This window comes from Pseudonocardia sp. WMMC193 (genome assembly GCF_021728735.1).
In the GTDB taxonomy this organism is placed as follows: domain Bacteria; phylum Actinomycetota; class Actinomycetes; order Mycobacteriales; family Pseudonocardiaceae; genus Pseudonocardia; species Pseudonocardia oroxyli.
Map to the genome: position 1 here is coordinate 3,141,249 of NZ_JAKKDO010000003.1, position 23,203 is coordinate 3,164,451.

The window sequence follows — 23,203 nt, forward strand, 5'->3', positions numbered from 1 at the left end:
CGCGAGGTGTGGACGGAACCGATACGGTTGTCCCGCACGCCACAGGGGTATCCGCCCGAGCGACGGGGTGCGCAATCGGCAACGAGACACGGGGGTGGCGTCCGTAATGACCGGTCGGCTCGGAATCGATGACGTCAGCCCCTGTGTGGGGGACGGTCGGCACCCGAGCAAGGCGGTCGTCGGCGAGGTCCTCCCCATCCGCGCCACGGTGTGGCGCGAGGGACACGACGCGGTGGCCGCGAACGTCGTGTGGAAGCGCCTCGGGTCCCGTGACCAGGCCGAACACGTCCGCATGGCGCCGGACGGCGTGGGCACCGACCGGTTCTACGCGACCGTCGTGCCCGCGGAGCCGGGCCTGTGGACCTTTCGGGTGGACGCGTGGAGCGACCCGTGGGCCACCTGGCGCCACAGCGTCGAGGCCAAGATGAAGGCCAACCAGACCGCGGACGAGCTGGCCAACGACCTGGAGACCGGCGCCCGGCTGCTCCAGCGGGTCGGCCGCCGTCCCAGCGAGCGGGCGAACCGGGACCTGCTCTTCGGCGCCGCGAACGCGCTGCGGGACACCGCCATGCCGCTGAACGCCCGGGTCGCCCCGGCGCTGTTCCCGGCCGTGCACCAGATCATGGTCGAGCGCCCGGTCCGGGAGCTCATCACCCGCGGGCGCACCCAGCAGGTCTACGTCGACCGCGAGCGGGCCCTGTTCGGCTCCTGGTACGAGTTCTTCCCCCGCTCCACCGGCGGGCGGGACGAGACGGGGCGTGCCGTGCACGGCTCGTTCGTCACCGCCGCGAAGGAGCTCGACCGCATCGCGGCGATGAACTTCGACATCGTCTACCTCCCGCCGATCCACCCCGTCGGCACCGTGCACCGCAAGGGCCGCAACAACTCCGTGCACGCCGAGGCGGGTGACGTCGGGTCCCCGTGGGCCATCGGCAGCAAGGACGGCGGACACGACGCGATCGACCCGGAGCTCGGCACGATCGACGACTTCGACGCGTTCGTCGCCCGCACCCGGGACCTCGGCATGGAGGTCGCGCTGGACTTCGCGCTGCAGTGCGCCCCGGACCACCCGTGGGTCGAGGCCCACCCGGAGTGGTTCACGGTGCGCCCGGACGGCTCGATCGCCTACGCGGAGAACCCGCCGAAGAAGTACCAGGACATCTACCCGATCAACTTCGACAACGACCCGGCGGGCATCTACGCCGAGTCGCTGCGGGTCGTCCTGCACTGGGTCGAGCACGGCGTGCGGATCTTCCGCGTGGACAACCCGCACACCAAGCCGCCGAACTTCTGGCACTGGCTGATCTGGCAGGTTAAGGCCCGCTACCCGGACGTGCTGTTCCTGGCCGAGGCGTTCACCCGCCCGGCGCGCATGTTCGGGCTGGCGCGGCTGGGCTTCACCCAGTCCTACACCTACTTCACGTGGCGCACGGAGAAGGAGGAGCTCGCCGAGTTCGCGCTCATGCACGCCGAGCACGCGGACGAGTGCAGGCCGAACATGTTCGTCAACACCCCGGACATCCTCCACGAGTCGCTGCAGACCGGCGGCCCGGCGATGTTCGCGATCCGCGCGGTGCTGGCGGCCACGATGTCCCCGACCTGGGGCGTCTACGCGGGCTTCGAGCTGTTCGAGGGCACCCCGGTCAAGCCGGGCTCCGAGGAGTACCTGGACTCGGAGAAGTACGAGCTGCGCCCGCGGGACTTCCACCAGGCGCTCAACGAGGGCCGCTCGCTGGAGCCCTTCATCGGCAGGCTCAACGAGATCCGCCGCACCCACCCGGCGCTGCAGCAGCTGCGCGAGATCCACATCCACGAGACGGACAACCCGGAGATCCTCGCCTACTCCAAGAAGGACCCGGCTACCGGCGACATCGTGATCGTGGTCGTCACGCTGAACTCCTACGACATGCGCGAGGGCTTCGTCCGCCTCGACATGCCGGAGCTGGGCCTGGACTGGTCGGACTCGTTCACCGTGACCGACGAGATCACCGGGGACACCTTCCGCTGGCAGGAGCGCAACTACGTGCGCCTGCAGCCGTGGGAGAACGTGGCGCACATCCTGCGCGTCCACCGCGTCTGACCCGAACCCCGCCGACGCCCGGTCCCGCACGCCGCGGGGCCGGGCGTCGTCGTGTGTGCGGTGCTGCGTGGGATCCGGTGACGCGTGGGATCCGGTGACGCGTGGGATCGGGTGACGCTTGGGCGGCCCAAGCGTCGCTCACCGACGCTTGGGCGTCCCAAGCATCACCGGGCTCGCCAAAAGTGATATCACTTTGCTATGGTGGGCATGTCACGAAAGGAGGCCCCTCATGGCCGACACCTCCGCCACCGCCGCCCTGGCCCCCGACGAGGTCCCCGACATGCCCCCGGCCCACGTCGACGAGCGCCCACTCGAGGGGGCGAACGGGTTCGCGATGCTCGCGGCCTCGCTGGTCCTCGTCCTCGGGGGCGTCGCCCTGCTGGGCCTGATGATCGAGATCGCGCCGGTGGTCTCCGCGCTCGGCGGGCTACTGATCGTGGCCGGGCTGATCACGGCGATCGGGCTGACGGCCGTCGCGCCCGGCGAGGCCCGCGTGGTCCAGCTGTTCGGCCGCTACCTCGGCACGATCCGGACGAGCGGCTTCCGCTGGGTCAACCCGTTCACCGGCCGCCGCAAGGTCTCCACGAGGATCCGCAACCACGAGACCGAGCAGGCCAAGGTCAACGACGCGGACGGTAACCCGATCGAGATCGCCGCCGTCGTCGTCTGGCAGGTCCGGGACACGGCCAAGGCCTGCTTCGAGGTGGACGACTTCGTGGAGTTCGTGGCCATCCAGTCCGAGACGGCGGTGCGCCACATCGCCACCAGCTACCCCTATGACAACCAGGGTGCGCCCGGGCTCTCCCTGCGGGACAACGCGGACGAGATCACCGGCAGGCTCTCCGCGGAGATCGCGGCGCGGGTGGAGTCCGCGGGGGTGTCGGTGATCGAGTCCCGGATCACCCGGCTCTCCTACGCCCCGGAGATCGCCCAGGCCATGCTGCGCCGCCAGCAGGCGGGCGCGGTCGTGGCCGCGCGCGCCCAGATCGTCGACGGCGCCGTCGGCATGGTCAAGCTGGCCCTGGACAAGCTCTCCGCGCAGGACGTCGTGGACCTCGACGAGGAGCGGAAGGCGAGCATGGTCAGCAACCTGCTGGTGGTGCTCTGCGGCGACCGCGACACCCAACCCGTCGTGAACACGGGCTCGCTCTACTCGTAGGCCATGGCTGCCGAGAGGAAGAAGCTGCTCCTGCGGCTCGATCCCGCGGTGCACGACGCCCTGGTCCGCTGGGCGGACGACGAGCTGCGCAGCACGAACGCCCAGATCGAGTTCCTGCTGCGCCGAGCCCTCAACGAGGCGGGCCGCCTGCCGAAGGCGGCGGCCCCCATCCCGCGGCCCGGCCGCCCGCGCCGCGACGACCCACCCGACCCGTGAGCGGCGATGGTCGCCCTGGCGACTATCGCCGCTCACAGGGTCTGAGCTGCACCGATCCTCCGAGGAGGCGTCCATGCACGACATCGCGACACTGACCCTGCCGCAGCGGCTGTACCTGCTGAGCTGGGACCGCGAGCGGAAGCGCTTCACCGGGTCCGGGGAGCGGGACCTGCTACTGCGGGCCGGGGCGCTGGCCGAGCTGCTGCTCGCGGGCCTGCTGAAGGACGACGACGGGCGCGTCGCCGTCGTGAGCGGGGCGAAGCCGCCCGCGGACCCCTTCCTCGCCGAGGTCTTCGCGCAGGTCGAGGCCGGGAAGCCGCGCAGGTGGCAGCACTGGGTGAACCACCGCGCGCGCCGGGCCCCGCAAACCGTGCGGGACCAGCTCGCGGCCGGGCGCTGGGTCAGCGTCGAGCCGCGCAGGCTGCTGGGGGTCTTCCCCGCCGACCGGGTCGTCGCGCGGGACCCGCGCGCGGTCCGGAAGCTGACCGACGCCGCCACCGCGGCCCTGCGCGCCCCGCGGGCCGACACGGTCCCGGCCGCCGAGGCGGCGGCCGCCGCCCTCGCCGCGACCGCGCTCCTGCGCACGGTCGTCTCCCGCAAGGAGGCCCGTGCGCGCCGGGAGCGGATCCAGGCCCTCGGCGCGCGGATCGCGCCCGTGCCGACCGCGCTGCGCAAGGCGGTCGCAGGCCGACACGCCGCGGCGGCGAGCTGACCGCTCCGACCTGTGGATCCGGTTCGCCCCGGATAGAGTCGTCGGCGATGAGCGAGACGAGCGAGCACATCGTCGAGGAGCCCGGGGCCGAGGAGTTCGGCTCCGCCCGCGCGCTCGAGGTGGAGCCGGACTGGTTCAAGACGGCGGTCTTCTACGAGGTCCTGGTCCGGGCGTTCAACGACTCGAACCGGGACGGCTTCGGCGACCTGCGCGGGCTGACCGAGAAACTGGACTACATCCAGTGGCTCGGCGTGGACTGCCTGTGGCTGCCGCCCTTCTACGACTCCCCGCTGCGCGACGGGGGCTACGACATCCGGGACTTCCGCGCCGTCCTGCCGGAGTTCGGCACGGTCGACGACTTCGTGACCCTGCTCGACGAGGCGCACAAGCGCGGCATCCGGGTCATCACCGACCTGGTCATGAACCACTGCTCGGACCAGCACCCCTGGTTCGAGGAGTCCCGGCGCAACCCCGACGGGCCGTACGGGGACTTCTTCGTCTGGTCGGACGACGACACCCGCTACGCGGACGCGCGGATCATCTTCGTCGACACCGAGACGTCCAACTGGACCTACGACCCGGTGCGCGGCCAGTTCTACTGGCACCGCTTCTTCTCCCACCAGCCGGACCTCAACTACGACAACCCGGCGGTGCAGGAGGCGATGATCGACGTCCTGCGCTTCTGGCTGGACCTCGGCATCGACGGCTTCCGGCTCGACGCCGTGCCCTACCTCTACGAGCGCGAGGGCACCAACTGCGAGAACCTCACCGAGACCCACGCCTTCCTCAAGCGCTGCCGCAAGGTGCTCGACGACGAGTACCCCGGCCGGGTCATGCTCGCGGAGGCCAACCAGTGGCCGTCGGACGTGGTGGAGTACTTCGGCGACCCGGAGGTCGGCGGGGACGAGTGCCACATGGCCTTCCACTTCCCGCTGATGCCGCGGATCTTCATGGCGGTGCGGCGGGAGAACCGGTTCCCGATCTCGGAGATCCTCGCCCAGACGCCCGCGATCCCGTCCGGCGCGCAGTGGGGCATCTTCCTGCGCAACCACGACGAGCTCACCCTCGAGATGGTCAGCGACGAGGAACGCGACTACATGTACGCGGAGTACGCCAAGGACCCGCGGATGAAGGCCAACATCGGCATCCGGCGCAGGCTGGCCCCGCTGCTGGAGAACGACCGCAACCAGCTCGAGCTGTTCACCGCGCTGCTGCTCTCCCTGCCCGGCTCCCCCGTCCTGTACTACGGCGACGAGATCGGCATGGGCGACAACATCTGGCTCGGTGACCGGGACGCCGTCCGCAGCCCGATGCAGTGGACGCCGGACCGCAACGCCGGGTTCTCCCAGTGCGACCCCGGCCGGCTCTATCAGCCGACGATCATGGACCCGGTGTACGGCTACCAGGCCGTGAACGTCGAGGCCCAGTCGAACTCGTCGACGTCCCTGCTGCACTGGACGCGGCACATGATCGAGGTGCGCAAGCGGCACACCGCGTTCGGCCTCGGGGACTTCCACGAGCTGGGCGGGTCGAACCCCTCGGTGCTGGCCTACGTCCGCACCCACGGGGACGGCGAGAACGACACCGTGCTGTGCGTCAACAACATGAGCCGCTTCCCGCAACCCGTGGAGCTGGACCTGTCGGAGTGGGAGGGGTGCGTGCCGGTGGAGCTCACCGGCGGCGTCCCGTTCCCGCGCATCGGGCAGCTCCCGTTCCTGCTGACGCTGCCCGGGCACGGGTTCTACTGGTTCTCGATCAAGCCCGTGGAGGACCCTGCATGACCGTGCTCGCCGAGGAGCTCCCCGCCCACCTGCCCGAGTACCTGGCCCGGCAGCGCTGGTTCCCGGCCAAGGGCCGACCGGTGTCGGGGATCGCGGTCGCCACCGAGCAGTCCCTGATCGACGACGGCGCGCTGCTGCTGGACCTGTGCCTGCTCCGGGTGGGCTTCGCCGACGGCCCCGCCGAGTTCTTCCAGGTGCTGGTGGGGCGGCGCCACGAGCCGGCGTCGGAGCTGGAGCACGCGACGATCGGCGCCGTGGGCGACCGCATCGCGTTCGACGCGATGTGGGACCACGAGGCCACGGCGTTCCTGCTCACGGCGCTGCGCGAGGGCCGGACGTACGGCGACGTGCGGTTCGTGCCCGAGCCGGGCGTCGAGCTGCCGGCGAAGGGGGTCGGGCGGCTGCTGGGGGTGGAGCAGTCGAACACCTCGGTGGCCTACGGCGAGAAGAGCATCTTCAAGCTGTTCCGCAAGGTCTCCCCCGGGCTCAACCCCGACCTGGAGCTGCACCGCGCGCTGCGCTCCGTCGGCTCGAACGAGGTCGCGTCTCTGCAGGGTGCCGTCGAGGGCCTGCTCGAGGGCGAGCCCGCCACCCTGGGCATGCTGCAGGACTTCGCGTCGAACTCGGCCGAGGGCTGGGCCATGGCGCTGACCAGCGTGCGGGACCTGTTCGCCGAGGCGGACCTCTACGCGGACGAGGTCGGCGGGGACTTCGCCGCCGAGTCCCGGCGGCTGGGCGAGACCGTGGCGGTGGCGCACCGGGAGCTGGCACAGGCGCTCGGGACGGGCGTCCGCCCGGCGGACGAGCTGCGCGCGCAGCTGGAGACCCGGCTCGACGCCGTCGTCTCCCAGGTGCCGGAGCTCGCCCCGCACGAGAAGGGGATCCGGGCGGTCTACGCCCGCTTGACCGGCGACATCGCGGTCCAGCGGGTCCACGGGGACCTGCACCTCGGGCAGACCCTGCGCACCCCCAAGGGCTGGCTGCTGATCGACTTCGAGGGCGAGCCCGCCACCCCGCTACCCGAGCGGCGCCGGATGGACTCCCCGCTGCGGGACGTCGCGGGGATGCTGCGCTCCTTCGACTACGCCGTCTACCACCAGGTGATCCTGGACGAGCACACCGACGAGAACGAGGAGCAGCAGCTGCTGCGCCGCGCGGACGAGTGGGCGATCCGCAACCGCTCCGCCTTCTGCGACGGCTACGCGTTCGCCTCCGGCGCCGACCCGCGCGCGCAGGCCGCGGTCCTGCGCGCCTACGAGCTGGACAAGGCCGTCTACGAGGTCATCTACGAGACCCGCTCGCGGCCCACGTGGGCGGTCATCCCACTGTCGTCGATCACGCGGTTGGTGGCCGAGGAGGAGCGGGAGTCGGACCCGCAGATCTCGCTCTGAGCAGGCTGCAGCCGGGCCCGTCGGACCGGGCGGACATGCGTCACAGCAACCCGTTCGGCGGAGCCGAGTGGGCGGCGAACCCCCGACGGCAATAGGGTTCCGGGGTGGCACACGAGGACACCCGCACGATCGACCCCTGCCCCCCGGACCAGGCGACGACCGACCGACTGCTGGGTGGCGCGCACCACAACCCGCACGGCGTTCTGGGCGCGCACCCGACGGGCGACGGCGGGACCGTCGTCCGGGTCCTGCGCCCGCACGCGGACGAGGTCTCCGTGCTGCGCAACGGCAACGAGAACGACGCGCACCCCCTGGTCAAGGTGCACGACGCCGGGCTGTTCTCCGGCGTGGTGGACGGCCCGGGCGGTGACTACCGGCTGCAGGTCCGCTACGGCGACCGCACGGACGTCGTGGACGACCCGTACCGCTGGCTGCCCACCCTCGGCGAGGTGGACCTGCACCTGATCGGCGAGGGGCGCCACGAGCGCCTCTGGCAGGTGCTCGGCGCCCACCCGCGGGCCTACGACACCGCATCGGGCCAGGTCACCGGCACGAGCTTCGCGGTCTGGGCGCCCAACGCCCAGGGCGTGCGCGTGACCGGGGACTTCGACGGCTGGGCGGGCTGGGCGCACCCGATGCGCTCGCTCGGCTCGTCCGGTGTGTGGGAGCTGTTCGTGCCCGGCGTCGGCGTCGGGACCCGGTACAAGTACCGGATCCTGGGGCGGGACGGCGTGTGGCGCGACAAGGCCGACCCGATGGCGTTCGCGACCGAGGTGCCCCCGCAGACCGCGTCCGTCGTCACCGCCGAGCACCACGAGTGGCAGGACGAGCAGTGGATGGCGGCCCGCGCGCTGCGCCAGCCGCACGCCGAGCCGATGAGCGTCTACGAGCTGCACCTCGGCTCGTGGCGGCAGGGCAACGGCTACCGCCAGATCGCCGACCAGCTGGTCGAGTACCTGGACGAGACGGGCTTCACGCACGTCGAGCTGCTGCCGGTCGCCGAGCACCCGTTCGGGGGATCCTGGGGCTACCAGGTCACCTCCTACTACGCGCCGACGTCCCGCTTCGGCACGCCGGACGACTTCCGCTACTTCGTCGACACGCTGCACCAGCACGGCTACGGCGTGATCGTCGACTGGGTGCCCGCACACTTCCCGCGGGACGAGTGGGCGCTGGCGAAGTTCGACGGCACCCCGCTCTACGAGCACGCGGACCCGCGGCGCGGCGAGCAGCCGGACTGGGGCACGCTCGTGTTCGACTTCGGGCGCAAGGAGGTCAAGAACTTCCTCGTCGCCAACGCGCTGTACTGGTTCGAGTCATTCCACATCGACGGCCTGCGGGTGGACGCCGTGGCCTCGATGCTCTACCTGGACTACTCGCGGCCGGACGGGCAGTGGCTGCCGAACATCCACGGCGGCCGCGAGAACCTCGACGCGGTGGCGTTCCTGCAGGAGATGAACGCGACCGTCTACAAGGAGCACCCCGGCGTCGTCACCATCGCCGAGGAGTCGACGGCGTGGCCGGGCGTCACCCGGCCCACGTACATGGGCGGGCTGGGCTTCGGGTTCAAGTGGAACATGGGCTGGATGCACGACACGCTCGACTACGTCGGGCACGACCCGGTGCACCGCAGCTACCACCACAACCAGATGACGTTCTCGTTGATGTACGCCTTCAGCGAGAACTACGTCCTGCCGATCAGCCACGACGAGGTCGTGCACGGCAAGGGCTCGCTCTGGACCCGGATGCCCGGTGACGACTGGAACAAGGCCGCGAACGTCCGGGCGCTGCTCGCGTTCATGTGGGCCCACCCGGGCAAGCAGCTGCTGTTCATGGGCCAGGAGTTCGGCCAGGAGCGGGAGTGGTCCGAGGAGCGCTCGCTGGACTGGGAGCTGCTGGCGAACCCGCTGCACGGCGGGATCAAGACGCTGGTCGGCGACCTGAACCGCAGCTACCGGGAGCACCCGGCGCTGTGGACCATGGACGTCTCGCCCGAGGGCTTCTCGTGGATCGACGCCAACGACGCGGCGGGCAACGTGCTGTCGTTCCTGCGTCAGGGCACCGACCACGACGGCCGCCCGGCCGTGCTGGCCTGCATCGCCAACTTCTCCGGCCAGCCCAAGTCGGACTACCGCGTGGGCCTGCCCTTCGCGGGGCGGTGGAAGGAGCTGGTGAACACCGACTCGGGGTCCTACGGCGGCTCGGGCGTCGGCAACCTCGGCACCGTGGTCGCGGACCGCACGCCGTGGCACGCCCGGCCGGCCAGCGCGGTGCTGACCCTCCCGCCTGCCGCCGTGCTCTGGCTCGTCCCGGAGGAGTCCGGCGGCCCGGTGCACCCGAAGCGGGCCCTCCCCGCCGAGCCCGCCCCCGAGGTCGGCCCGGCGGACGAGGACGTGCGGGACTTCTAGACCCCCCACGAACGGCGCGTTCGCTCACTGGGTGTGAGCGAGCGCGCCGTTCGTCCGTGTCGGGCGGGTGCTCCGCAGCAGCGTGATCCAGTAGGCCGCCAGGATCGCGGTGTAGAGGCCGCGCCCGAGCGGGGTCCACGGGTTCCCGTCGGTCCACAGCTCGCCCCAGCTGACCGGGATCAGGGGCAGCGCGAACAGGGCGAGCGCCCACTCCCGCACCAGCCCGCCCGCCACCGCGACGAGGATCCCGGGCCAGAGCAGCAGCAGATAGTTGTGCCACGAGATCGGGGACATCAGCAGCCCCGCGGCGATCACCGCGAAGGGCGCGGTCCCCGCCGGATCCGCGCCGCGGCGATGGATCCACACCAGCGTCCCGACGAGGGCGACGAAGCCGAGCACCGTCCCGATCGCCGAGGGCAGCCCCAGGCGGAGGAGGAAGCCGGGGAGCGCGGCGTTGTCCAGCACGTCCGGCACCGGCTCGGAGAAGCCGATCCGCAGCCACTCCAGCGCACTCGACGGCCCCGCCGCGAGCGCGCCGACGACGGTCGCCGCCCCCGCCCCCACCACGCCAGCCCAGAAGGCGGGCCAGCGACGCTGGGCCAGGGGCAGCAGCAGGACCGGCGCGAGCGAGGGCTTGAGCGCCACCGCCACCCCGTAGCAGACGCCCGCGGCCCGGGGATGGCCGCGGCGCTCGCAGAGCCACCCCGCGACCAGCAGCGCGAGCAGCACGCCGTAGATCTGCCCCAGCACCAGCGTGCCGTGCAGGGGCGAGGACAGGGCCATGGCGACCGTCGCGCCGACCGTCCACCCCCAGCCCAGCCGGAGCTCGCGGCACACCACGACCACCGCCGCGAGCACCAGGACCAGCGTGAACGCCGCGAACACCCGGTAGGCGAGCAGCGGATCCAGCCCGGCCAGCGGCGCCAGCACCAGGCTCAGCAACGGCGGGTTGAGGTTGCGCAGTTTCGCGGTGGTGTCGTAGATGTCGGCGCCCTGGGTCAGCGCGACGGCCGAGTGCCAGAACGTGTCGAAGTCGACGTGCAGCTCGCGCATGTCCGTCGACGGCAGCAGCGTGAGCAGCCCGTTCGGGTGCGCGATCGTCAGCCCGACGGCGAGGGCGACCGCCCCGAGCGCCACCACGACCGACGCGGCCCGCAGCACCGGACGACGGACGGGCGAGGCGAGGACGGACACGGGGAGCGACGGTAGCCGGGCGGCCGCCTAGAACAACGCGCGGCCCAGGGCGCGGCGGGCCTTCGTGACCCGCTCGTCGTCCGTGGGGAACAGCTCGAAGAGGCCGACGAGGTGCTCGCGGACCTTCTCCCGGTCCTCCCCGAACGTGCGCGCGACGGTGTTCACCAGGCGCTGGAAGGCGGCCTCGACCCGGTCCAGCGCCACCTCGGCGTCCGCCGCGGCGAGCTGGGCCGCCACATCCTCCGGGGCGGCGTCGGCCGCGGCGATCGCGGCCGGGTCGGCGGACTCCGCACGGGCGAGGAAGCGCACCTGCGCGAGCGCGGCCTTGGCCTGCTCGTTCGCGGGCTCCTGGGCGAGGATGGCCTCGTAGGCGGCCACGGCGGCGGGGTAGTCGCCCGCCTCGAGGGCCTCCTCCGCCGCGGTGAACCGCGGGTCCTCGGGCTCCTCGACGGGCTCGGCGCCGCCCTCGGCCGCCGCGCGGGCCTCGCCCTCGGCGATGCCGGGCATGCGGTCGCGCAGCGCGTCGAGCAGGCGCTGGATCCAGCTCTTGACCTCGGCCTCGGGCAGCGCGCCCTGGAACGCGTCGACCGGCTGGCCGCCCACGACCGCGACGACCATCGGGATCGACTGCACGCCGAAGGCCTGCGCGATCCGCTGGTTGGCGTCGACGTCCACCTTCGCCAGGATCCAGGCGCCGCCGCTCGCCTGGGCGAGCCGCTCGAGCACCGGGGAGAGCTGCTTGCAGGGCTCGCACCAGGTCGCCCACAGGTCCACGATCACGGGGACCTGCAGGGAGCGCTCCAGGACGTCGTTCTGGAAGCTCTGCTCGCTGACGTCGATCACGTACTGACCGGCGGTGGCGGCCGGCGCGGCGCCCGCGGGCGCCGCCTGGGCGCGCGCGGCCGCCTCGGAACGGGCCTTCAGCGCGGAGAGGTCCACGGCGCCCGCCATCGCGGACGACAGCGCCGCGGTCTGGGCGGCCTGCCGGGGGTTGGGTCGAGACACGCCGTCCATCCTGGCACGACTCACCCCGCGACGAGGGGCCGCATGCCCATCGGGTTGTCCGGCATGAAGTCGCCCGCGGCGAGGATCCGCGCGACGAGCGGGCCCGCCAGCGCCTGCAGCCGCGCGGACCGCGCGTCGCCGAGGGCCTGCCAGGCGCGGTCGGCGAGGGTGTCGGTGCGGGCCTCGACGTCGGTGGAGAGGGTCCACCCCGCGGGCGTCAGCCGCCCGCCGCCGACCAGCCCGCGCCGGGCCAGCCGGTCCTGCGCCGCCGCCCACTCCTCGGCCGTCCAACCGCGCCGCTCGCGCAGCCGCTCGGGGTCGATGTCCTGGGCCGCGGCGAACACGACGAGGGCCTCGCACGGATCGATGTCGGCGGCGACCAGCGCGGCCACGTGCCCGTCGCCGCGTTGTTCGCGCAGGATCGTCTGGGCGTGCCAGAGGACGAGGTGCGGGGCGTCCGGCCACGGCAACGCCGCGTTGGCGGCGGCGAGCGCCCGGCCCGCCGTCGACACCGACAGGGCCGCCGTGCGCGCCAGGTCCGCGGCCTCGGCGACCTCGGGGGCGTCGACGTCGAGCGAGCGGCGCAGCGCCGTGTCGACGGCGGCGAGCCGCGCCTCGAGCAGCCGCTCCGGCGGGGCGACCGCCCAGATCTGCGGGACCGAGCGCGCCACGAACCCCGGCGCGAAGTTGTAGAACAGCGCGGTGACGACCTCGGCGGGCGCGGCGCCCAGCGGCGCGGCCCGCTGTCCGAAGTAGCCGCGCCAGAACCCGCGCAGCCCGAGCCCCTCGGCCGCCTCCCGCGCCTCCGGCGCGAAGTACGTCACGGCGTGCAGGGGCTCCAGCGCCCGCCACATGCGGCGGGCTCGACTCTCCGACTCCATGTCCCGACCGTAGGGCGCCGCAGCCGCGGGCACTACGCCGATCCGGTGGCGGCGGGTACCCGCGGTGCGAGTCGGGACCGGCGTCGATCACCGGACCGGCGGAGCACCAGCTCCGCGCCGCGCTCGTTGGACAGACTGACGTGACCGCGAGGTCACTCTGCGTAGAAGCGGACGGTCGATCCCCCGAGAGCCGTCCCCCGACCGGAGGATCCCCATGAGCGAGAACACCACCGATTCCAGCACGGCGACCACCGACCGCCTGCTCGCCGAGGCCCGCAAGAAGACCGCGCGCCAGCAGAGCCCGGTGCTGGGCAAGGCGGCCCTGATCGTCGGGATCATCGCGCTGGTCGTCAGCCCGATCTCGATCGCGGGCTGGGTCGGCGGCCTCGCGGCACTGGTGCTGGGCGGCCTCGCGGTCCGCGACGAGCAGACCGCGAAGTTCGGCAAGATCGCGCTGGTCCTGGGCTTCGTCGCGATCCTGGTGGGCGTGTTCTTCTTCACGATGAACATCGCCTGATCCCACCCCCTCCCCGGCGGACGGCGCGTTCGCTCACACCTGGTGAGCGAACGCGCCGTCCGCCGTTCAGGCACTCGCGATGATCTCCGCGAGCTCACGGGGGCGGGTGAGCATCGGGAAGTGGTCGCCCGGCAGCTCACGCAGGGTGAACCCCCGCTCGCGGGCGATCCGTCGGGAGGCCTCCGGGGCGGCCATCGGGTCGGCCGCGCAGACCACCGACGTCGTCGGGACGGAGGGCCACGCCTGCAGCGGGGTGACCTCCTTCGTCACCGTCCAGGCCTGGGGGCGCAGCCGCGCCACCGCCGGCTCGGCCAGCTCCGGGGGCACGCCGGCGTACATCGCCTCGAGCGCGGCCTCGACGGACCAGGAGGTGGTGCCGTCCGCGTTCCGGGTCGGGCTCGCGATCGGCCGGGGCAGGATCGACGGGTCCGCCTTGACCAGGTCCATGTGGGATCGCCCCGGCTCCGGCACCATGGCCGCCACCAGCACCAACGCCCGCACCCGGTCCGCCGCCCGCGCGGCGAGCACCGGCGCCGTCAGCCCGCCGAGCGAGTGCCCGACGACCACCAGCTCCCCCTCGGGCAGCGAGACGGCGTCCGCGTAGTCCGCGGCGCCCAGGCCCGGCCGGTCCGTGGGCAGGTCCGGCGCGACGGATCGCCACGACCGCTCGGCCAGGGCCTCCTGCAGCGGCGCCCAGCAGGAGCCGCGGTGCCAGGCGCCGTGCAGCAGGACGACGGTCGGGTCAGCCACCCAGCGCCTCGTCGATCCGCGCCACCTTCGCGGTGAGCTGACCGGTGTACCCGGGGCGGATGTCCGCCTTGAGCACCAGGCTCACCCGCGGCGAGACGGCCTGCACGGCCTCGACCGCCGCCTTCACCACGGCCATCCCCTCGTCCCACGTCTCGGACTCGATGGTGGTGAACATCGACGTCGTCTCGTGGGGCAGGCCGGAGGCCCGGACGACGCGGACGGCCTCGGCGACGGCGGCGCTGACGCTGCCGTCCTCGGCCGCGGTCCCGGACGGGGCGATGCTGAACGCGAAGAGCATGTGCCCAGCCTAGGCGGGCGCCGATGATCCTCGGTGGGCCGAGGATCATCGGCGCCCGCAGGCGATCAGCCCTGCTAGCGTGCCGTTCCATGGCATCGCACGGCCCCCTCCCCTTCGACCCCATCGACCGGGCGGCCGAGCTGTGGGCCGAGCGCATCGGGCCGTCGTCGACGATGCGGGCCGTCACCAGCGTGATGCGGGTGCAGCAGATCCTGCAGGCGGCGGTGGACGCCGCACTCAAGCCGCACAACCTCACGTTCGCCCGCTACGAGGCGCTGGTGCTGCTGTCGTTCGCGCGCACCCGGAAGCTGCCGATGCGGGTGATGGGCGAGCGCCTGCAGCTGCACCCCACGAGCGTCACGAACATCGTGGACCGCCTGCAGGGGGACGGCCTGGTCCGCCGCATCCCGCACCCCACCGACCGCCGGGCCACGCTCGTCGAGATCACCGAGGAGGGCCTGGCCCGGCTGGAGAAGGCGACGAAGTCCGTCACCGCGGACGACTTCGGCCTGGTCGGCCTCGACGAGGACGAGAAGACCACCCTGTTCGCCCTGCTCGGCCGCATCCGCTCCGCCAGCGGGGACTTCGCCTGAGCCGTGAGCGGCGATAGTCGCTCCAGCGACCATCGCCGCTCACAGGGTCTGGAGCGCCCGATCGGCGGCGGCGTAGGGGTCCAGGTCGCCCGCGACCACGGCGTCCGCGAACTCGGCCACCGCCGAGGACGACAGCCGCACCCGGATCTTCTCCAGCGCGATCGCCTCGATCTCCGCGGCCGCCCGCCGACGCCGCCGCACCGCCCCCTCGCCGGAGGACGCCAGCCAGGTCCGGTGCTCCTCGATCGCCTTCGCGAGCCCGTCGACGCCCTCGCCGCGCGCGGCGACGGTCCGGCAGATCGGCGGCTTCCACGCGTCCTGCCGCGAGCCCAGCGACATCATGTACCGCAGGTCGCGGACGGTCTGGGCGGCACCGTCCCGGTCCGCCTTGTTGACCACGAAGACGTCCGCGATCTCCAGGATCCCGGCCTTGGCAGCCTGGACCCCGTCTCCCATCCCCGGCGCGAGCAGCACGAGGGTGGTGTCGGCCAGCGAGACCACGTCGATCTCCGACTGCCCGACGCCGACGGTCTCGACGAGCACCACGTCGCACCCCGCGGCGTCGAGCACCCGCAGGGCCTGGGGGGTGGCCCAGGCCAGCCCGCCGAGGTGCCCGCGGGTGGCCATCGAGCGGATGAACACGCCGTCGTCCAGCGCGTGGTCGCCCATCCGGACCCGGTCCCCGAGCAGCGCCCCGCCCGAGAACGGCGAGGAGGGGTCGATCGCGAGCACGCCGACCCGCTTCCCCTCCCGCCGCAGCTCGGTGACCAGCGCGGACGTGGTCGTCGACTTGCCGACGCCCGGGGAGCCGGTCAGCCCGACCACCTGCGCCCGCCCCGTGTGCGGGGCGAGCAGCGCGGCGATCTCGGGCAGGTCCGGCGACCCGCTCTCGACGCGGGAGATCAGCTGGGCGACCGCGCGCGGCCGCCCCTCCAGCGCCTGGGCGACGAGATCAGCGATCACACCGTCAGGATGAGCGCATCGCCCTGCCCGCCGCCACCGCAGAGGGCGGCCGCGCCGACGCCGCCGCCGCGGCGCTTCAGCTCGAGGGCGAGGTGCAGCGCGATCCGAGCACCGGACATGCCGATCGGGTGCCCGACGGCGATGGCGCCGCCGTTCACGTTGACCTTGTCGTCCGACAGGCCGAGCTTGCGCGCCGACACCACCCCGACGGCCGCGAACGCCTCGTTGATCTCGATCAGGTCGAGGTCGGCGGGGGTGATGCCCTGCTTCTCGCACGCCTTGGCGATGGCGTTGGCAGGCTGCTCCTGCAGCGACGAGTCCGGCCCGGCGACGACGCCGTGGGCGCCGATCTCGGCCAGCCACTCCAGCCCCAGCTCCTGGGCCTTGGCCTTGCTCATCACGACCACCGCGGCGGCGCCGTCCGAGATCTGCGACGACGAGCCCGCGGTGATGGTGCCGTCCGCGGCGAACGCGGGGCGGAGCTTGCCGAGGCTCTCGGCGGTGGTGTCGCCGCGCACGCCCTCGTCGGTGGTGAAGACGATCGGGTCGCCCTTCCGCTGCGGGATGGAGACCGGGACGATCTCGTCGTCGAACACGCCGTTCTTCTGGGCGGCGGCGGCGCGCTGGTGGCTGCGAGCGGCGAACTCGTCCTGGTCGGCGCGGGTGAGCTCGTAGCGGTTGTTGTACTTCTCCGTGGACGCACCCATCGCGACCTGGTCGAACGCGCAGAACAGGCCGTCGTAGGACATGTGGTCGACGAGCGTGGTGTCGCCGAACTTCGTGCCCTCGCGGGACTTGGGCAGCAGGTGCGGGGCCTGGGTCATGGACTCCTGGCCGCCCGCCACCACGATGTCGAACTCGCCCGCGCGGATCAGCTGGTCCGCCAGCGCGATCGCGTCGATGCCGGAGAGGCAGACCTTGTTGATGGTCAGCGCCGGGACGTCCATCGGGATGCCGGCGGCGACGGCGGCCTGGCGGGCGGGGATCTGGCCTGCGCCCGCGGTGAGCACCTGACCCATGATCACGTAGTCGACCTGCTCGGGCGCGACGCCCGCCTTCTCCAGGGCGCCCTTGATGGCGACCCCGCCCAGCTGAGCGCCGGTGAAGCCCTTCAGCGAGCCGAGCAACCGGCCGATCGGCGTACGCGCACCTGCGACGATGACGGACTCGGTCACGACGAACCTCCAGTAGCTACTCCGGAACCGGGATCTGGTCTCGGACGATACCTGCGCACCCGACGCCGGAGACGGCCCGAACGGAGGGGGTGAGCAGGCGCACAGACCCATGACCCGGCCGTCGGATGCGATTCTGCTCGGCATGACGACTCAGACGGAGCAGCCCGCCGGTGCGCTCGGCTCCCTGCTCACCCAGATCGACCACGTGGGCATCGCGGTCGCGGACCTCGACGCGGCCGTCGCCTGGTACGCGGACGTGTTCGGGCTGGTGAACACGCACGAGGAGGTCAACGAGGAGCAGGGGGTGCGGGAGGCCATGCTCGCCGCGCCCGGCGCGGACCCCGCGACCTCCACCCGCATCCAGCTCCTGGCCCCGTTGCGCCCGGACTCGACGATCGCGAAGTTCCTGGACCGCAACGGCCCCGGGCTGCAGCAGCTCGCGTACCGGGTCACGGACGTCGAGGCGGCGATGGCCGCGCTCACGGCGAAGGGCCTGCGCCTGCTCTACCCCGAGCCCCGCCGCGGCACGGCGAACTCGCGGATCAACTTCATCCACCCCAAGGACGCCGGGGGCGTGCTCGTGGAGCTCGTGGAGCCCGCGGCCGACCACTGAGTCGCCCACCGAGCCGACCACCGGGCCGGCCACTGCGCTCATCCGGAGCCCCTCCGATCGGACGGTCGGAGGGGCTTCTTCGTCGATTCAGCCTGCCGCAGGTGGTGGCCTGCGTCACGATCCGACCCATCTCCGCAGCACGGCACCACAATGCTGCGGGTACCATACTGCGCAGTAACTGATCGGTATCCCACGCAAGCCACCGGAGGCCAAGCCGTGCAGGAGATCCTCGACGCCATCCTCGCCGAGCGTTTCGACGACGTCGGTGGGCTGGCCGTGCCGGACAGCTACCAGGCCATGACCGTCCACGAGGACGAGGCCGGGATGTTCGAGGGCATCGAGACCCGCGACAAGGACCCGCGCAAGAGTCTGCACCTGGACACCGTGCCGACCCCCGAGCTCGGGCCGGGCGAGGCGATCGTCGCCGTGATGGCCAGCGCCATCAACTACAACACCGTCTGGACCTCGATCTTCGAGCCGGTGTCCACCTTCGGCTTCCTCAAGCGCTACGGCCGTGAGTCCGAGCTGGCCAAGCGCCACGACCTGCCGTACCACATCGTCGGGTCCGACCTGGCGGGCGTCGTGCTGAAGACGGGCCCGGGCGTCAACGCCTGGAAGCCCGGCGACCGGGTGGTCGCGCACTGTCTGTCCGTCGAGCTGGAGAGCCCGGACGGGCACAGCGACACGATGATGGACCCACAGCAGCGGATCTGGGGCTTCGAGACGAACTTCGGCGGGCTCGCCCAGCTCGCGCTGGTCAAGTCCAACCAGCTGATGCCCAAGCCCGACCACCTGACGTGGGAGGAGGCGGCCTCGCCCGGCCTGGTGAACTCCACCGCCTACCGGCAGCTCGTCTCCCGCAACGGCGCGGACATGAAGCAGGGCGACACCGTCCTGATCTGGGGTGCGAGCGGCGGGCTCGGCTCGTACGCCACCCAGTTCGCGCTCAACGGCGGCGCGACGCCGATCTGCGTCGTCTCCTCGCCCGAGAAGGCGGAGATCTGCCGGGCCATGGGCGCGGAGCTGATCATCGACCGCAACGCCGAGGGCTACAAGTTCTGGAAGGACCCGCAGACCCAGGACCCGCGCGAGTGGAAGCGGTTCGGGGCCAAGATCCGCGAGCTGACGGGCGGCGACGACCCGGACATCGTGTTCGAGCACCCGGGCCGCGAGACCTTCGGCGCCTCGGTCTACGTCGCGCGCAAGGGCGGCACGATCGTGACCTGCGCGTCCACCTCGGGCTACATGCACGAGTACGACAACCGCTACCTGTGGATGAACCTGAAGCGGATCGTCGGCTCGCACTTCGCGAACTACCGCGAGGCCTGGGAGGCGAACCGGCTGATCGAGAAGGGTCTGGTACACCCGACCGTCTCGAAGGTCTACCCGCTGGCGGACACCGGCCAGGCGGCCTACGACGTCCACCAGAACGCCCACCAGGGCAAGGTCGGCGTGCTCGCGCTGGCCCCCGAGGAGGGCCTGGGCGTGACCAACCCGGAGAAGCGGGCGAAGTACGAGGCCGCGATCAACCGGTTCCGGGGCGTCTGAGCGGGTTCTGCGCCGTTCTGAGCGGTTCGGTCTCCTCCGTCGGGTGACGGTGCCCACCAGCCCGCGTGCGTCACGCATCGTGGGCACCGTCGCCCGGTACGGTGACCGACATGGTCGGTGAACCGGAGAACGCCCCGCACGACGCCGGTTACAGCGCCGAGATCCGGGCCGGGTTCCGCATCTCGCGCCGGGGCTACGACCAGGACCAGGTCAACGCGCACCTGCGCCGGATCGACGCGGACGTCCGGCTGCTCGCCGCGGACCGGGACGCCGCGGTCGAGCAGGTCGCGCGGCTGTCCCAGGAGCTGGAGCGCGCCCGCGGCCAGGTCGAGACGATGCGCAGGCAGGTGCAGCGGCTCGCGGGCCCGCCGGACAGCGTGGCGGGCATGAGCGAGCGCATGCGGTCGATGCTGCGGCTGGCCGAGGACGAGGCGCGCGAGTCCCGCGAGACCGCCGCCGCCGAGATCGCCGCCGACCGGGCCGCGGCCGAGGCGGAGATCGCCGCCCTGCGGGCGCGGGCCGAGCAGGAGCGAGACGAGCTCGTCACCCGCGCCCGGCTGCGCAGCGAGCGAATGGTCGCCGAGGCCAAGGCGCTGCAGGCCCAGGCCGCGCAGGACAAGCTGGCCGCCGACGAGGAGATCGCCGCCGCGACCGCGGCCGCCGCCGCCGAGCGGGACCGGCTCCAGGCCGAGTCCGAGGCCCGACGGCGGTCGGTCGAGGAGGACTTCGAGCTCGCCATGGACCAGCGGAGGGCCGAGGCGCTCGGCGCACTGCTGGCCGAGAAGGCCGAGATCGAGCGGGAGACCGGGACGCTGCGCAGCGCCGCGGACACCTACGCCGGCGAGGTCCGCGCCGAGGCCGAGGCCGCGAGCGACGCCACGGTCCGCTCGGCGGAGAAGCAGGCCGCCCGGCTGGTCGCCGCGGCCGAGGCGCGCGTCGCCGAGCTCACCGACCTGCGTGCGCGGCTCGCCGCGCAGCTCCGCGCGGCGCAGGGCGCGCTGGGCGCCGACCTCGAGGCACTCGCACCCCTCCCCGAGGAGTCCCCGCGAGTCCCCCACTCCGGACACGCGAGTCCCGCACCCGAGACACCCGAGTCCGACACCGCGGCACGCGGGTCAGACACCACCGCACGCGAGTCCGACACCAGGGCACGCGAGTCCGACACCACCGCGCGCGAGTCCGACACCGCAGCACGCGCCGACACCGCAGCACGCGAGTCCGACATCACGGCACGCGAGTCCGACACCACCGCGGCCGACCCGGACAGCGTCGCGACGCCGCCCCCGGCGACCCCCGCGCCCGGGGACGCTCCGGCCGTCCCCGAGCAGCCCGCCCCGCGCAGGCCCCGCCCGAGCCCGGAGCGCCAGGCGGCCTCGCGCGCCCGCGTCTGAAGATCCTTCCGAGCGTCACGGGAGCGCATCGGCGGGAGCGCTGTCGTCACGCCCGCCGACCGTGATCGTTCCGAGCGTCACGGGAACGAGCGCCGGCGCACCGTCAGGTCACTCTCGCAACGATCACACCCGACCCCGTCCACGCTCGCACGTTTCGTGCGCTCACTGCTGTGCGCACCACGCTGTGCGCACACGAACAGCGATCATGCCGCGCTGAGCGCACGAAACGTGCACGCATGCACCGCCGTCCCCCGCGATCAGCGGCGGCGCAGGCCCGGCCTGCGGCGCCCGCGGGCGTTCCAGCACGGCAGGTGCCAGTGCCGCCGGTCCTCGACCGAGCCGTACTCCCCCACGGGCCAGGTCACCACGTGCCCCACGCCCGCCGGGATGAGCTGGTCGCACCCCGGGCAGCGGTAGTCCTTGGCCGACGACCCGCCGGGCACGTGCCGGACGGCCCACTCGCCGTCCGGCCCGCTCTCGGCGCGGGTGATGATTCCCGAGGACAGGGGCGCGGACACGGGACGACCCCGCCCTCGCTCGGAGGTGCGGGGTCGTCGACCGCGTGCCATGACCTCCACGGTATCCACGCCGCGCGGCGACGTCCGCCTCGCGGGCCGTGGCGCGCGACTCACCCGGCGGGACCGGGCGACTCGCGCGTCCGAGGTCGGGGACTCGCGGGCTCCCGTCAGCGGGTGGCGTAGTCCCGGAAGCCCTGCCCGGTCTTGCGGCCCAGCCTGCCCGCGGTGACCAGGTGCTCCAGCAGCGGGGCCGGGGCGAAGCCGGACTGGCGGAACTCGCTGAACAGCGAGCGCTCGATCGCCAGCGACACGTCCAGACCCACGACGTCGAGCAGCTCGAACGGCCCCATCGGCAGCGCACAGCCCGTCTTCATCGCCGCGTCGATGTCGTCCGCCGTGGCGTAGTGCGCCTCGAGCATCTTGACCGCGTCGTTGAGGTACGGGAACAGCAGCGCGTTGACGATGAAGCCCGCGCGGTCGCCGCAGGAGACGGCGACCTTCCCGAGCTTCCCGCAGACGTCGAGCGCCGTGGCCGCCACGTCCGGCGAGGTGCCGATCGTGGAGACGACCTCGACCAGCTTCATGACCGGGGCCGGGTTGAAGAAGTGCAGGCCGATCACGTCGCCGGGGCGGTCGGTGGCCGCCGCGCACTCCACCACCGGCAGCGACGACGTCGTGGTGGCGAGGATCGCGCCCGGCTTGCAGATCTCGTCCAGCGCCCCGAACACGGCCCGCTTGACCTCGAGCTCCTCGGCGATGGCCTCGACCACGAGGTCGACGTCCGCGAAGTCCTCCAGCGAGGTCGTCGGGGTGATCCGGCCCAGCGTGGCGTCCTTGTCCTCCTCGGACAGCTTGCCCCGCACCACGGCCTTGTCCAGCGCCTTGCGGATCCCGGCGATCGAGGCCTCGACCTTGGACTCGCTGCGTCCGCGGACGATGACGTCGTACCCGGCCTGGGCGAACACCTGCACGATGCCCGAGGCCATGGTGCCCGTGCCGACCACGCCGACCCGCTGGACCTCCCGCGGGGTGACCCCCTCCGGGATCGCGGACGACGGGGTGAAGGCGTCCGGCACGACCTTGCTGCTGTGCGCCTTCTCGTAGGTGTAGAAGCCGCGACCGCTCTTGCGGCCCAACAGGCCCGCGGTGATCATCTGCTTGAACACCGGGGCGGGCGCGTGCATCAGGTTGCGCGACTGCGCGTACATCGTCTCGAGGATCTCGTACGCGGTGTCCAGCCCGATCAGGTCGAGCAGCGACAGCGGGCCCATCGGGTAGCCGCAGCCGTAGCGCATGGCGGCGTCGAGGTCCTCGCGCGAGGCGTAGCGGGACTCGAACATCCGCGCCGCGTGGTTGAGGTAGCCGAAGAGCAGCGCGTTCGCGATGAACCCGGCGCGGTCGCCGATCACGACCGGCACCTTGTCCAGGGTCGCGGCGAAGGCCTGCAGGTCCTCGACGACGTCCGCCTCGGTGACGACCGTGCGCACCAGCTCGACGAGCTTCTGCACGGGCGCCGGGTTGAAGAAGTGCATCCCGACGACCTTGCCCGGGCGCGCGGTGCGCACCGACAGCTCGGTCACCGACAGCGAGGACGTGTTCGACGCCAGGATCGTCTCCGGCCCCACGTGCTTGTCGACCTCGGCGAACACGCTCGCCTTGAGGTCGAGCGACTCGGGCACCGCCTCGACGACGAGGTCGCAGGGCGCCAGGTCGGCCAGCGACGTGGTGGTGGTGATCCGCCCGAGCAGCTCGGCCGCCTGCTCCTCGGTCATCTTGCCGCGCTCGATGGCGCGGCGGGTCGATGTCTGCAGGTGCTCCCTGCCGCGCTCGACGGCCTCGGTGCTCACCTCGGCGGCGATCACGTCCAGGCCGTTGCGCGCGAACACCTCCACGATGCCGGCGCCCATCGTGCCCAGGCCGACGACGCCGACCGTCCGGAACTCGCGTGCCACGCGATGACCTCCCGCTGCTTCGAGGGTGTTGCTACTCGCGGGTCAGTCTTCCAGACTC

The 23,203-nt window shown here is 72.5% G+C and carries 21 protein-coding genes; 12 read left to right on the plus strand and 9 right to left on the minus strand.

The genetic code is table 11. The features are described 5' to 3' along the window. Window positions 1–106 precede the first annotated feature (106 nt). From L3X23_RS16300 to glgB, 7 genes are all read left to right on the plus strand, one after another. Entirely contained in the window at window positions 107–2,080 is a 1,974-nt protein-coding gene (locus L3X23_RS16300; protein ID WP_237193001.1) for an alpha-1,4-glucan--maltose-1-phosphate maltosyltransferase, read from the plus strand. A gap of 229 nt (window positions 2,081–2,309) precedes the next feature. Next, entirely contained in the window at window positions 2,310–3,239 is a 930-nt protein-coding gene (locus L3X23_RS16305) for an SPFH domain-containing protein (RefSeq protein WP_374204858.1), read from the plus strand. Window positions 3,240–3,242: 3 nt separating this feature from the next. After that, window positions 3,243–3,455, plus strand: a complete 213-nt coding sequence (locus L3X23_RS16310) for a hypothetical protein (protein ID WP_093081861.1) — start codon at window positions 3,243–3,245, stop codon at window positions 3,453–3,455. A gap of 73 nt (window positions 3,456–3,528) precedes the next feature. Next, on the plus strand, window positions 3,529–4,167 hold the full coding sequence (locus L3X23_RS16315) for a GPP34 family phosphoprotein (protein WP_237193002.1): 639 nt from the start codon (window positions 3,529–3,531) through the stop codon (window positions 4,165–4,167). A gap of 47 nt (window positions 4,168–4,214) precedes the next feature. Further along, window positions 4,215–5,948, plus strand: coding sequence for a maltose alpha-D-glucosyltransferase (gene treS / locus L3X23_RS16320; protein WP_237193003.1), 1,734 nt, complete (start codon window positions 4,215–4,217; stop codon window positions 5,946–5,948). Beyond that, window positions 5,945–7,339, plus strand: a complete 1,395-nt coding sequence (locus tag L3X23_RS16325) for an aminoglycoside phosphotransferase (RefSeq protein WP_237193004.1) — start codon at window positions 5,945–5,947, stop codon at window positions 7,337–7,339. Before treS ends, L3X23_RS16325 begins: the two co-directional genes overlap by 4 nt. Window positions 7,340–7,443: 104 nt before the next feature. Beyond that, a complete protein-coding gene (glgB, locus tag L3X23_RS16330; protein ID WP_237193005.1) occupies window positions 7,444–9,747 on the plus strand; it encodes a 1,4-alpha-glucan branching protein GlgB in 2,304 nt (767 codons plus the stop codon). A 24-nt stretch (window positions 9,748–9,771) separates the two neighbouring features. Here the strand turns inward: glgB and L3X23_RS16335 are convergent, their stop codons facing one another. The 3 genes from L3X23_RS16335 to L3X23_RS16345 all read right to left on the minus strand — a co-directional run bounded on the left by L3X23_RS16335 (window position 9,772) and on the right by L3X23_RS16345 (window position 12,827). After that, window positions 9,772–10,941, minus strand: coding sequence for a glycosyltransferase family 87 protein (locus L3X23_RS16335; protein WP_237193006.1), 1,170 nt, complete (start codon window positions 10,939–10,941; stop codon window positions 9,772–9,774). A 27-nt stretch (window positions 10,942–10,968) separates the two neighbouring features. Continuing rightward, entirely contained in the window at window positions 10,969–11,892 is a 924-nt protein-coding gene (locus L3X23_RS16340) for a tetratricopeptide repeat protein (protein ID WP_237198048.1), read from the minus strand. Between the two features lie 74 nt (window positions 11,893–11,966). After that, entirely contained in the window at window positions 11,967–12,827 is an 861-nt protein-coding gene (locus L3X23_RS16345) for a hypothetical protein (RefSeq protein ID WP_237193007.1), read from the minus strand. A 214-nt stretch (window positions 12,828–13,041) separates the two neighbouring features. On the opposite strand from L3X23_RS16345, the gene L3X23_RS16350 reads away from it, so the two are divergent. Further along, window positions 13,042–13,344 (plus strand): hypothetical protein, encoded by a 303-nt coding sequence (locus L3X23_RS16350; RefSeq protein WP_093081884.1) that lies wholly within the window; start codon window positions 13,042–13,044, stop codon window positions 13,342–13,344. 66 nt (window positions 13,345–13,410) lie between these two features. Here L3X23_RS16350 and L3X23_RS16355 read toward each other — a convergent pair whose 3' ends face one another. Both L3X23_RS16355 and L3X23_RS16360 read right to left on the minus strand, forming a co-directional pair. After that, complete coding sequence (locus L3X23_RS16355) at window positions 13,411–14,094, minus strand: alpha/beta fold hydrolase (protein ID WP_237193008.1); 684 nt, start codon at window positions 14,092–14,094, stop codon at window positions 13,411–13,413. Beyond that, on the minus strand, window positions 14,087–14,392 hold the full coding sequence (locus L3X23_RS16360) for a thiamine-binding protein (RefSeq protein WP_093081894.1): 306 nt from the start codon (window positions 14,390–14,392) through the stop codon (window positions 14,087–14,089). The genes L3X23_RS16355 and L3X23_RS16360 overlap by 8 nt, the downstream gene beginning before the upstream one ends. 89 nt (window positions 14,393–14,481) lie before the next feature. Here L3X23_RS16360 and L3X23_RS16365 point away from each other — a divergent pair, with 89 nt between their 5' ends. Further along, the gene (locus L3X23_RS16365) at window positions 14,482–14,985 is read left to right on the plus strand and encodes a MarR family winged helix-turn-helix transcriptional regulator (protein ID WP_093081898.1); all 504 of its coding nucleotides are present in this window, start codon (window positions 14,482–14,484) and stop codon (window positions 14,983–14,985) included. A gap of 39 nt (window positions 14,986–15,024) precedes the next feature. Here L3X23_RS16365 and meaB read toward each other — a convergent pair whose 3' ends face one another. Further along, window positions 15,025–15,948, minus strand: a complete 924-nt coding sequence (meaB, locus tag L3X23_RS16370) for a methylmalonyl Co-A mutase-associated GTPase MeaB (RefSeq protein WP_218129785.1) — start codon at window positions 15,946–15,948, stop codon at window positions 15,025–15,027. Beyond that, complete coding sequence (locus L3X23_RS16375) at window positions 15,945–17,123, minus strand: acetyl-CoA C-acetyltransferase (RefSeq protein ID WP_237193009.1); 1,179 nt, start codon at window positions 17,121–17,123, stop codon at window positions 15,945–15,947. The genes meaB and L3X23_RS16375 overlap by 4 nt, the downstream gene beginning before the upstream one ends. 142 nt (window positions 17,124–17,265) lie before the next feature. Here L3X23_RS16375 and mce point away from each other — a divergent pair, with 142 nt between their 5' ends. The 3 genes from mce to L3X23_RS16390 all read left to right on the plus strand — a co-directional run bounded on the left by mce (window position 17,266) and on the right by L3X23_RS16390 (window position 20,675). Further along, window positions 17,266–17,736, plus strand: coding sequence for a methylmalonyl-CoA epimerase (gene mce, locus L3X23_RS16380; RefSeq protein ID WP_237193010.1), 471 nt, complete (start codon window positions 17,266–17,268; stop codon window positions 17,734–17,736). 216 nt (window positions 17,737–17,952) lie between these two features. Next, window positions 17,953–19,284, plus strand: coding sequence for a crotonyl-CoA carboxylase/reductase (ccrA, locus tag L3X23_RS16385; RefSeq protein WP_237193011.1), 1,332 nt, complete (start codon window positions 17,953–17,955; stop codon window positions 19,282–19,284). A gap of 110 nt (window positions 19,285–19,394) precedes the next feature. Beyond that, a complete protein-coding gene (locus tag L3X23_RS16390; RefSeq protein ID WP_237193012.1) occupies window positions 19,395–20,675 on the plus strand; it encodes a hypothetical protein in 1,281 nt (426 codons plus the stop codon). 257 nt (window positions 20,676–20,932) lie between these two features. On the opposite strand, the gene L3X23_RS16395 is transcribed toward L3X23_RS16390, so the two are convergent. Both L3X23_RS16395 and L3X23_RS16400 read right to left on the minus strand, forming a co-directional pair. Next, window positions 20,933–21,193: a hypothetical protein gene (locus tag L3X23_RS16395; protein ID WP_374204859.1), complete on the minus strand. Its 261-nt coding sequence runs from the start codon at window positions 21,191–21,193 to the stop codon at window positions 20,933–20,935. A 167-nt stretch (window positions 21,194–21,360) separates the two neighbouring features. Next, window positions 21,361–23,145, minus strand: coding sequence for a 3-hydroxyacyl-CoA dehydrogenase family protein (locus L3X23_RS16400; protein ID WP_237193014.1), 1,785 nt, complete (start codon window positions 23,143–23,145; stop codon window positions 21,361–21,363). Between the last annotated feature and the right edge of the window lie 58 nt (window positions 23,146–23,203).

Excerpts from the sequence above, each read along its gene's own strand:
- L3X23_RS16300 (WP_237193001.1), top strand. The coding sequence starts at position 107 with ATGACCGGTCGGCTCGGAATCGATGACGTCAGCCCCTGTGTGGGGGAC.
- L3X23_RS16305 (WP_374204858.1), top strand. The coding sequence starts at position 2,310 with ATGGCCGACACCTCCGCCACCGCCGCCCTGGCCCCCGACGAGGTCCCC.
- L3X23_RS16310 (WP_093081861.1), top strand. The coding sequence starts at position 3,243 with ATGGCTGCCGAGAGGAAGAAGCTGCTCCTGCGGCTCGATCCCGCGGTG.
- L3X23_RS16315 (WP_237193002.1), top strand. The coding sequence starts at position 3,529 with ATGCACGACATCGCGACACTGACCCTGCCGCAGCGGCTGTACCTGCTG.
- treS (WP_237193003.1), top strand. The coding sequence starts at position 4,215 with ATGAGCGAGACGAGCGAGCACATCGTCGAGGAGCCCGGGGCCGAGGAG.
- L3X23_RS16325 (WP_237193004.1), top strand. The coding sequence starts at position 5,945 with ATGACCGTGCTCGCCGAGGAGCTCCCCGCCCACCTGCCCGAGTACCTG.
- L3X23_RS16340 (WP_237198048.1), bottom strand. The coding sequence starts at position 11,892 with ATGGCGGGCGCCGTGGACCTCTCCGCGCTGAAGGCCCGTTCCGAGGCG.
- L3X23_RS16345 (WP_237193007.1), bottom strand. The coding sequence starts at position 12,827 with ATGGAGTCGGAGAGTCGAGCCCGCCGCATGTGGCGGGCGCTGGAGCCC.
- L3X23_RS16350 (WP_093081884.1), top strand. The coding sequence starts at position 13,042 with ATGAGCGAGAACACCACCGATTCCAGCACGGCGACCACCGACCGCCTG.
- L3X23_RS16360 (WP_093081894.1), bottom strand. The coding sequence starts at position 14,392 with ATGCTCTTCGCGTTCAGCATCGCCCCGTCCGGGACCGCGGCCGAGGAC.
- L3X23_RS16365 (WP_093081898.1), top strand. The coding sequence starts at position 14,482 with ATGGCATCGCACGGCCCCCTCCCCTTCGACCCCATCGACCGGGCGGCC.
- mce (WP_237193010.1), top strand. The coding sequence starts at position 17,266 with ATGACGACTCAGACGGAGCAGCCCGCCGGTGCGCTCGGCTCCCTGCTC.
- L3X23_RS16390 (WP_237193012.1), top strand. The coding sequence starts at position 19,395 with ATGGTCGGTGAACCGGAGAACGCCCCGCACGACGCCGGTTACAGCGCC.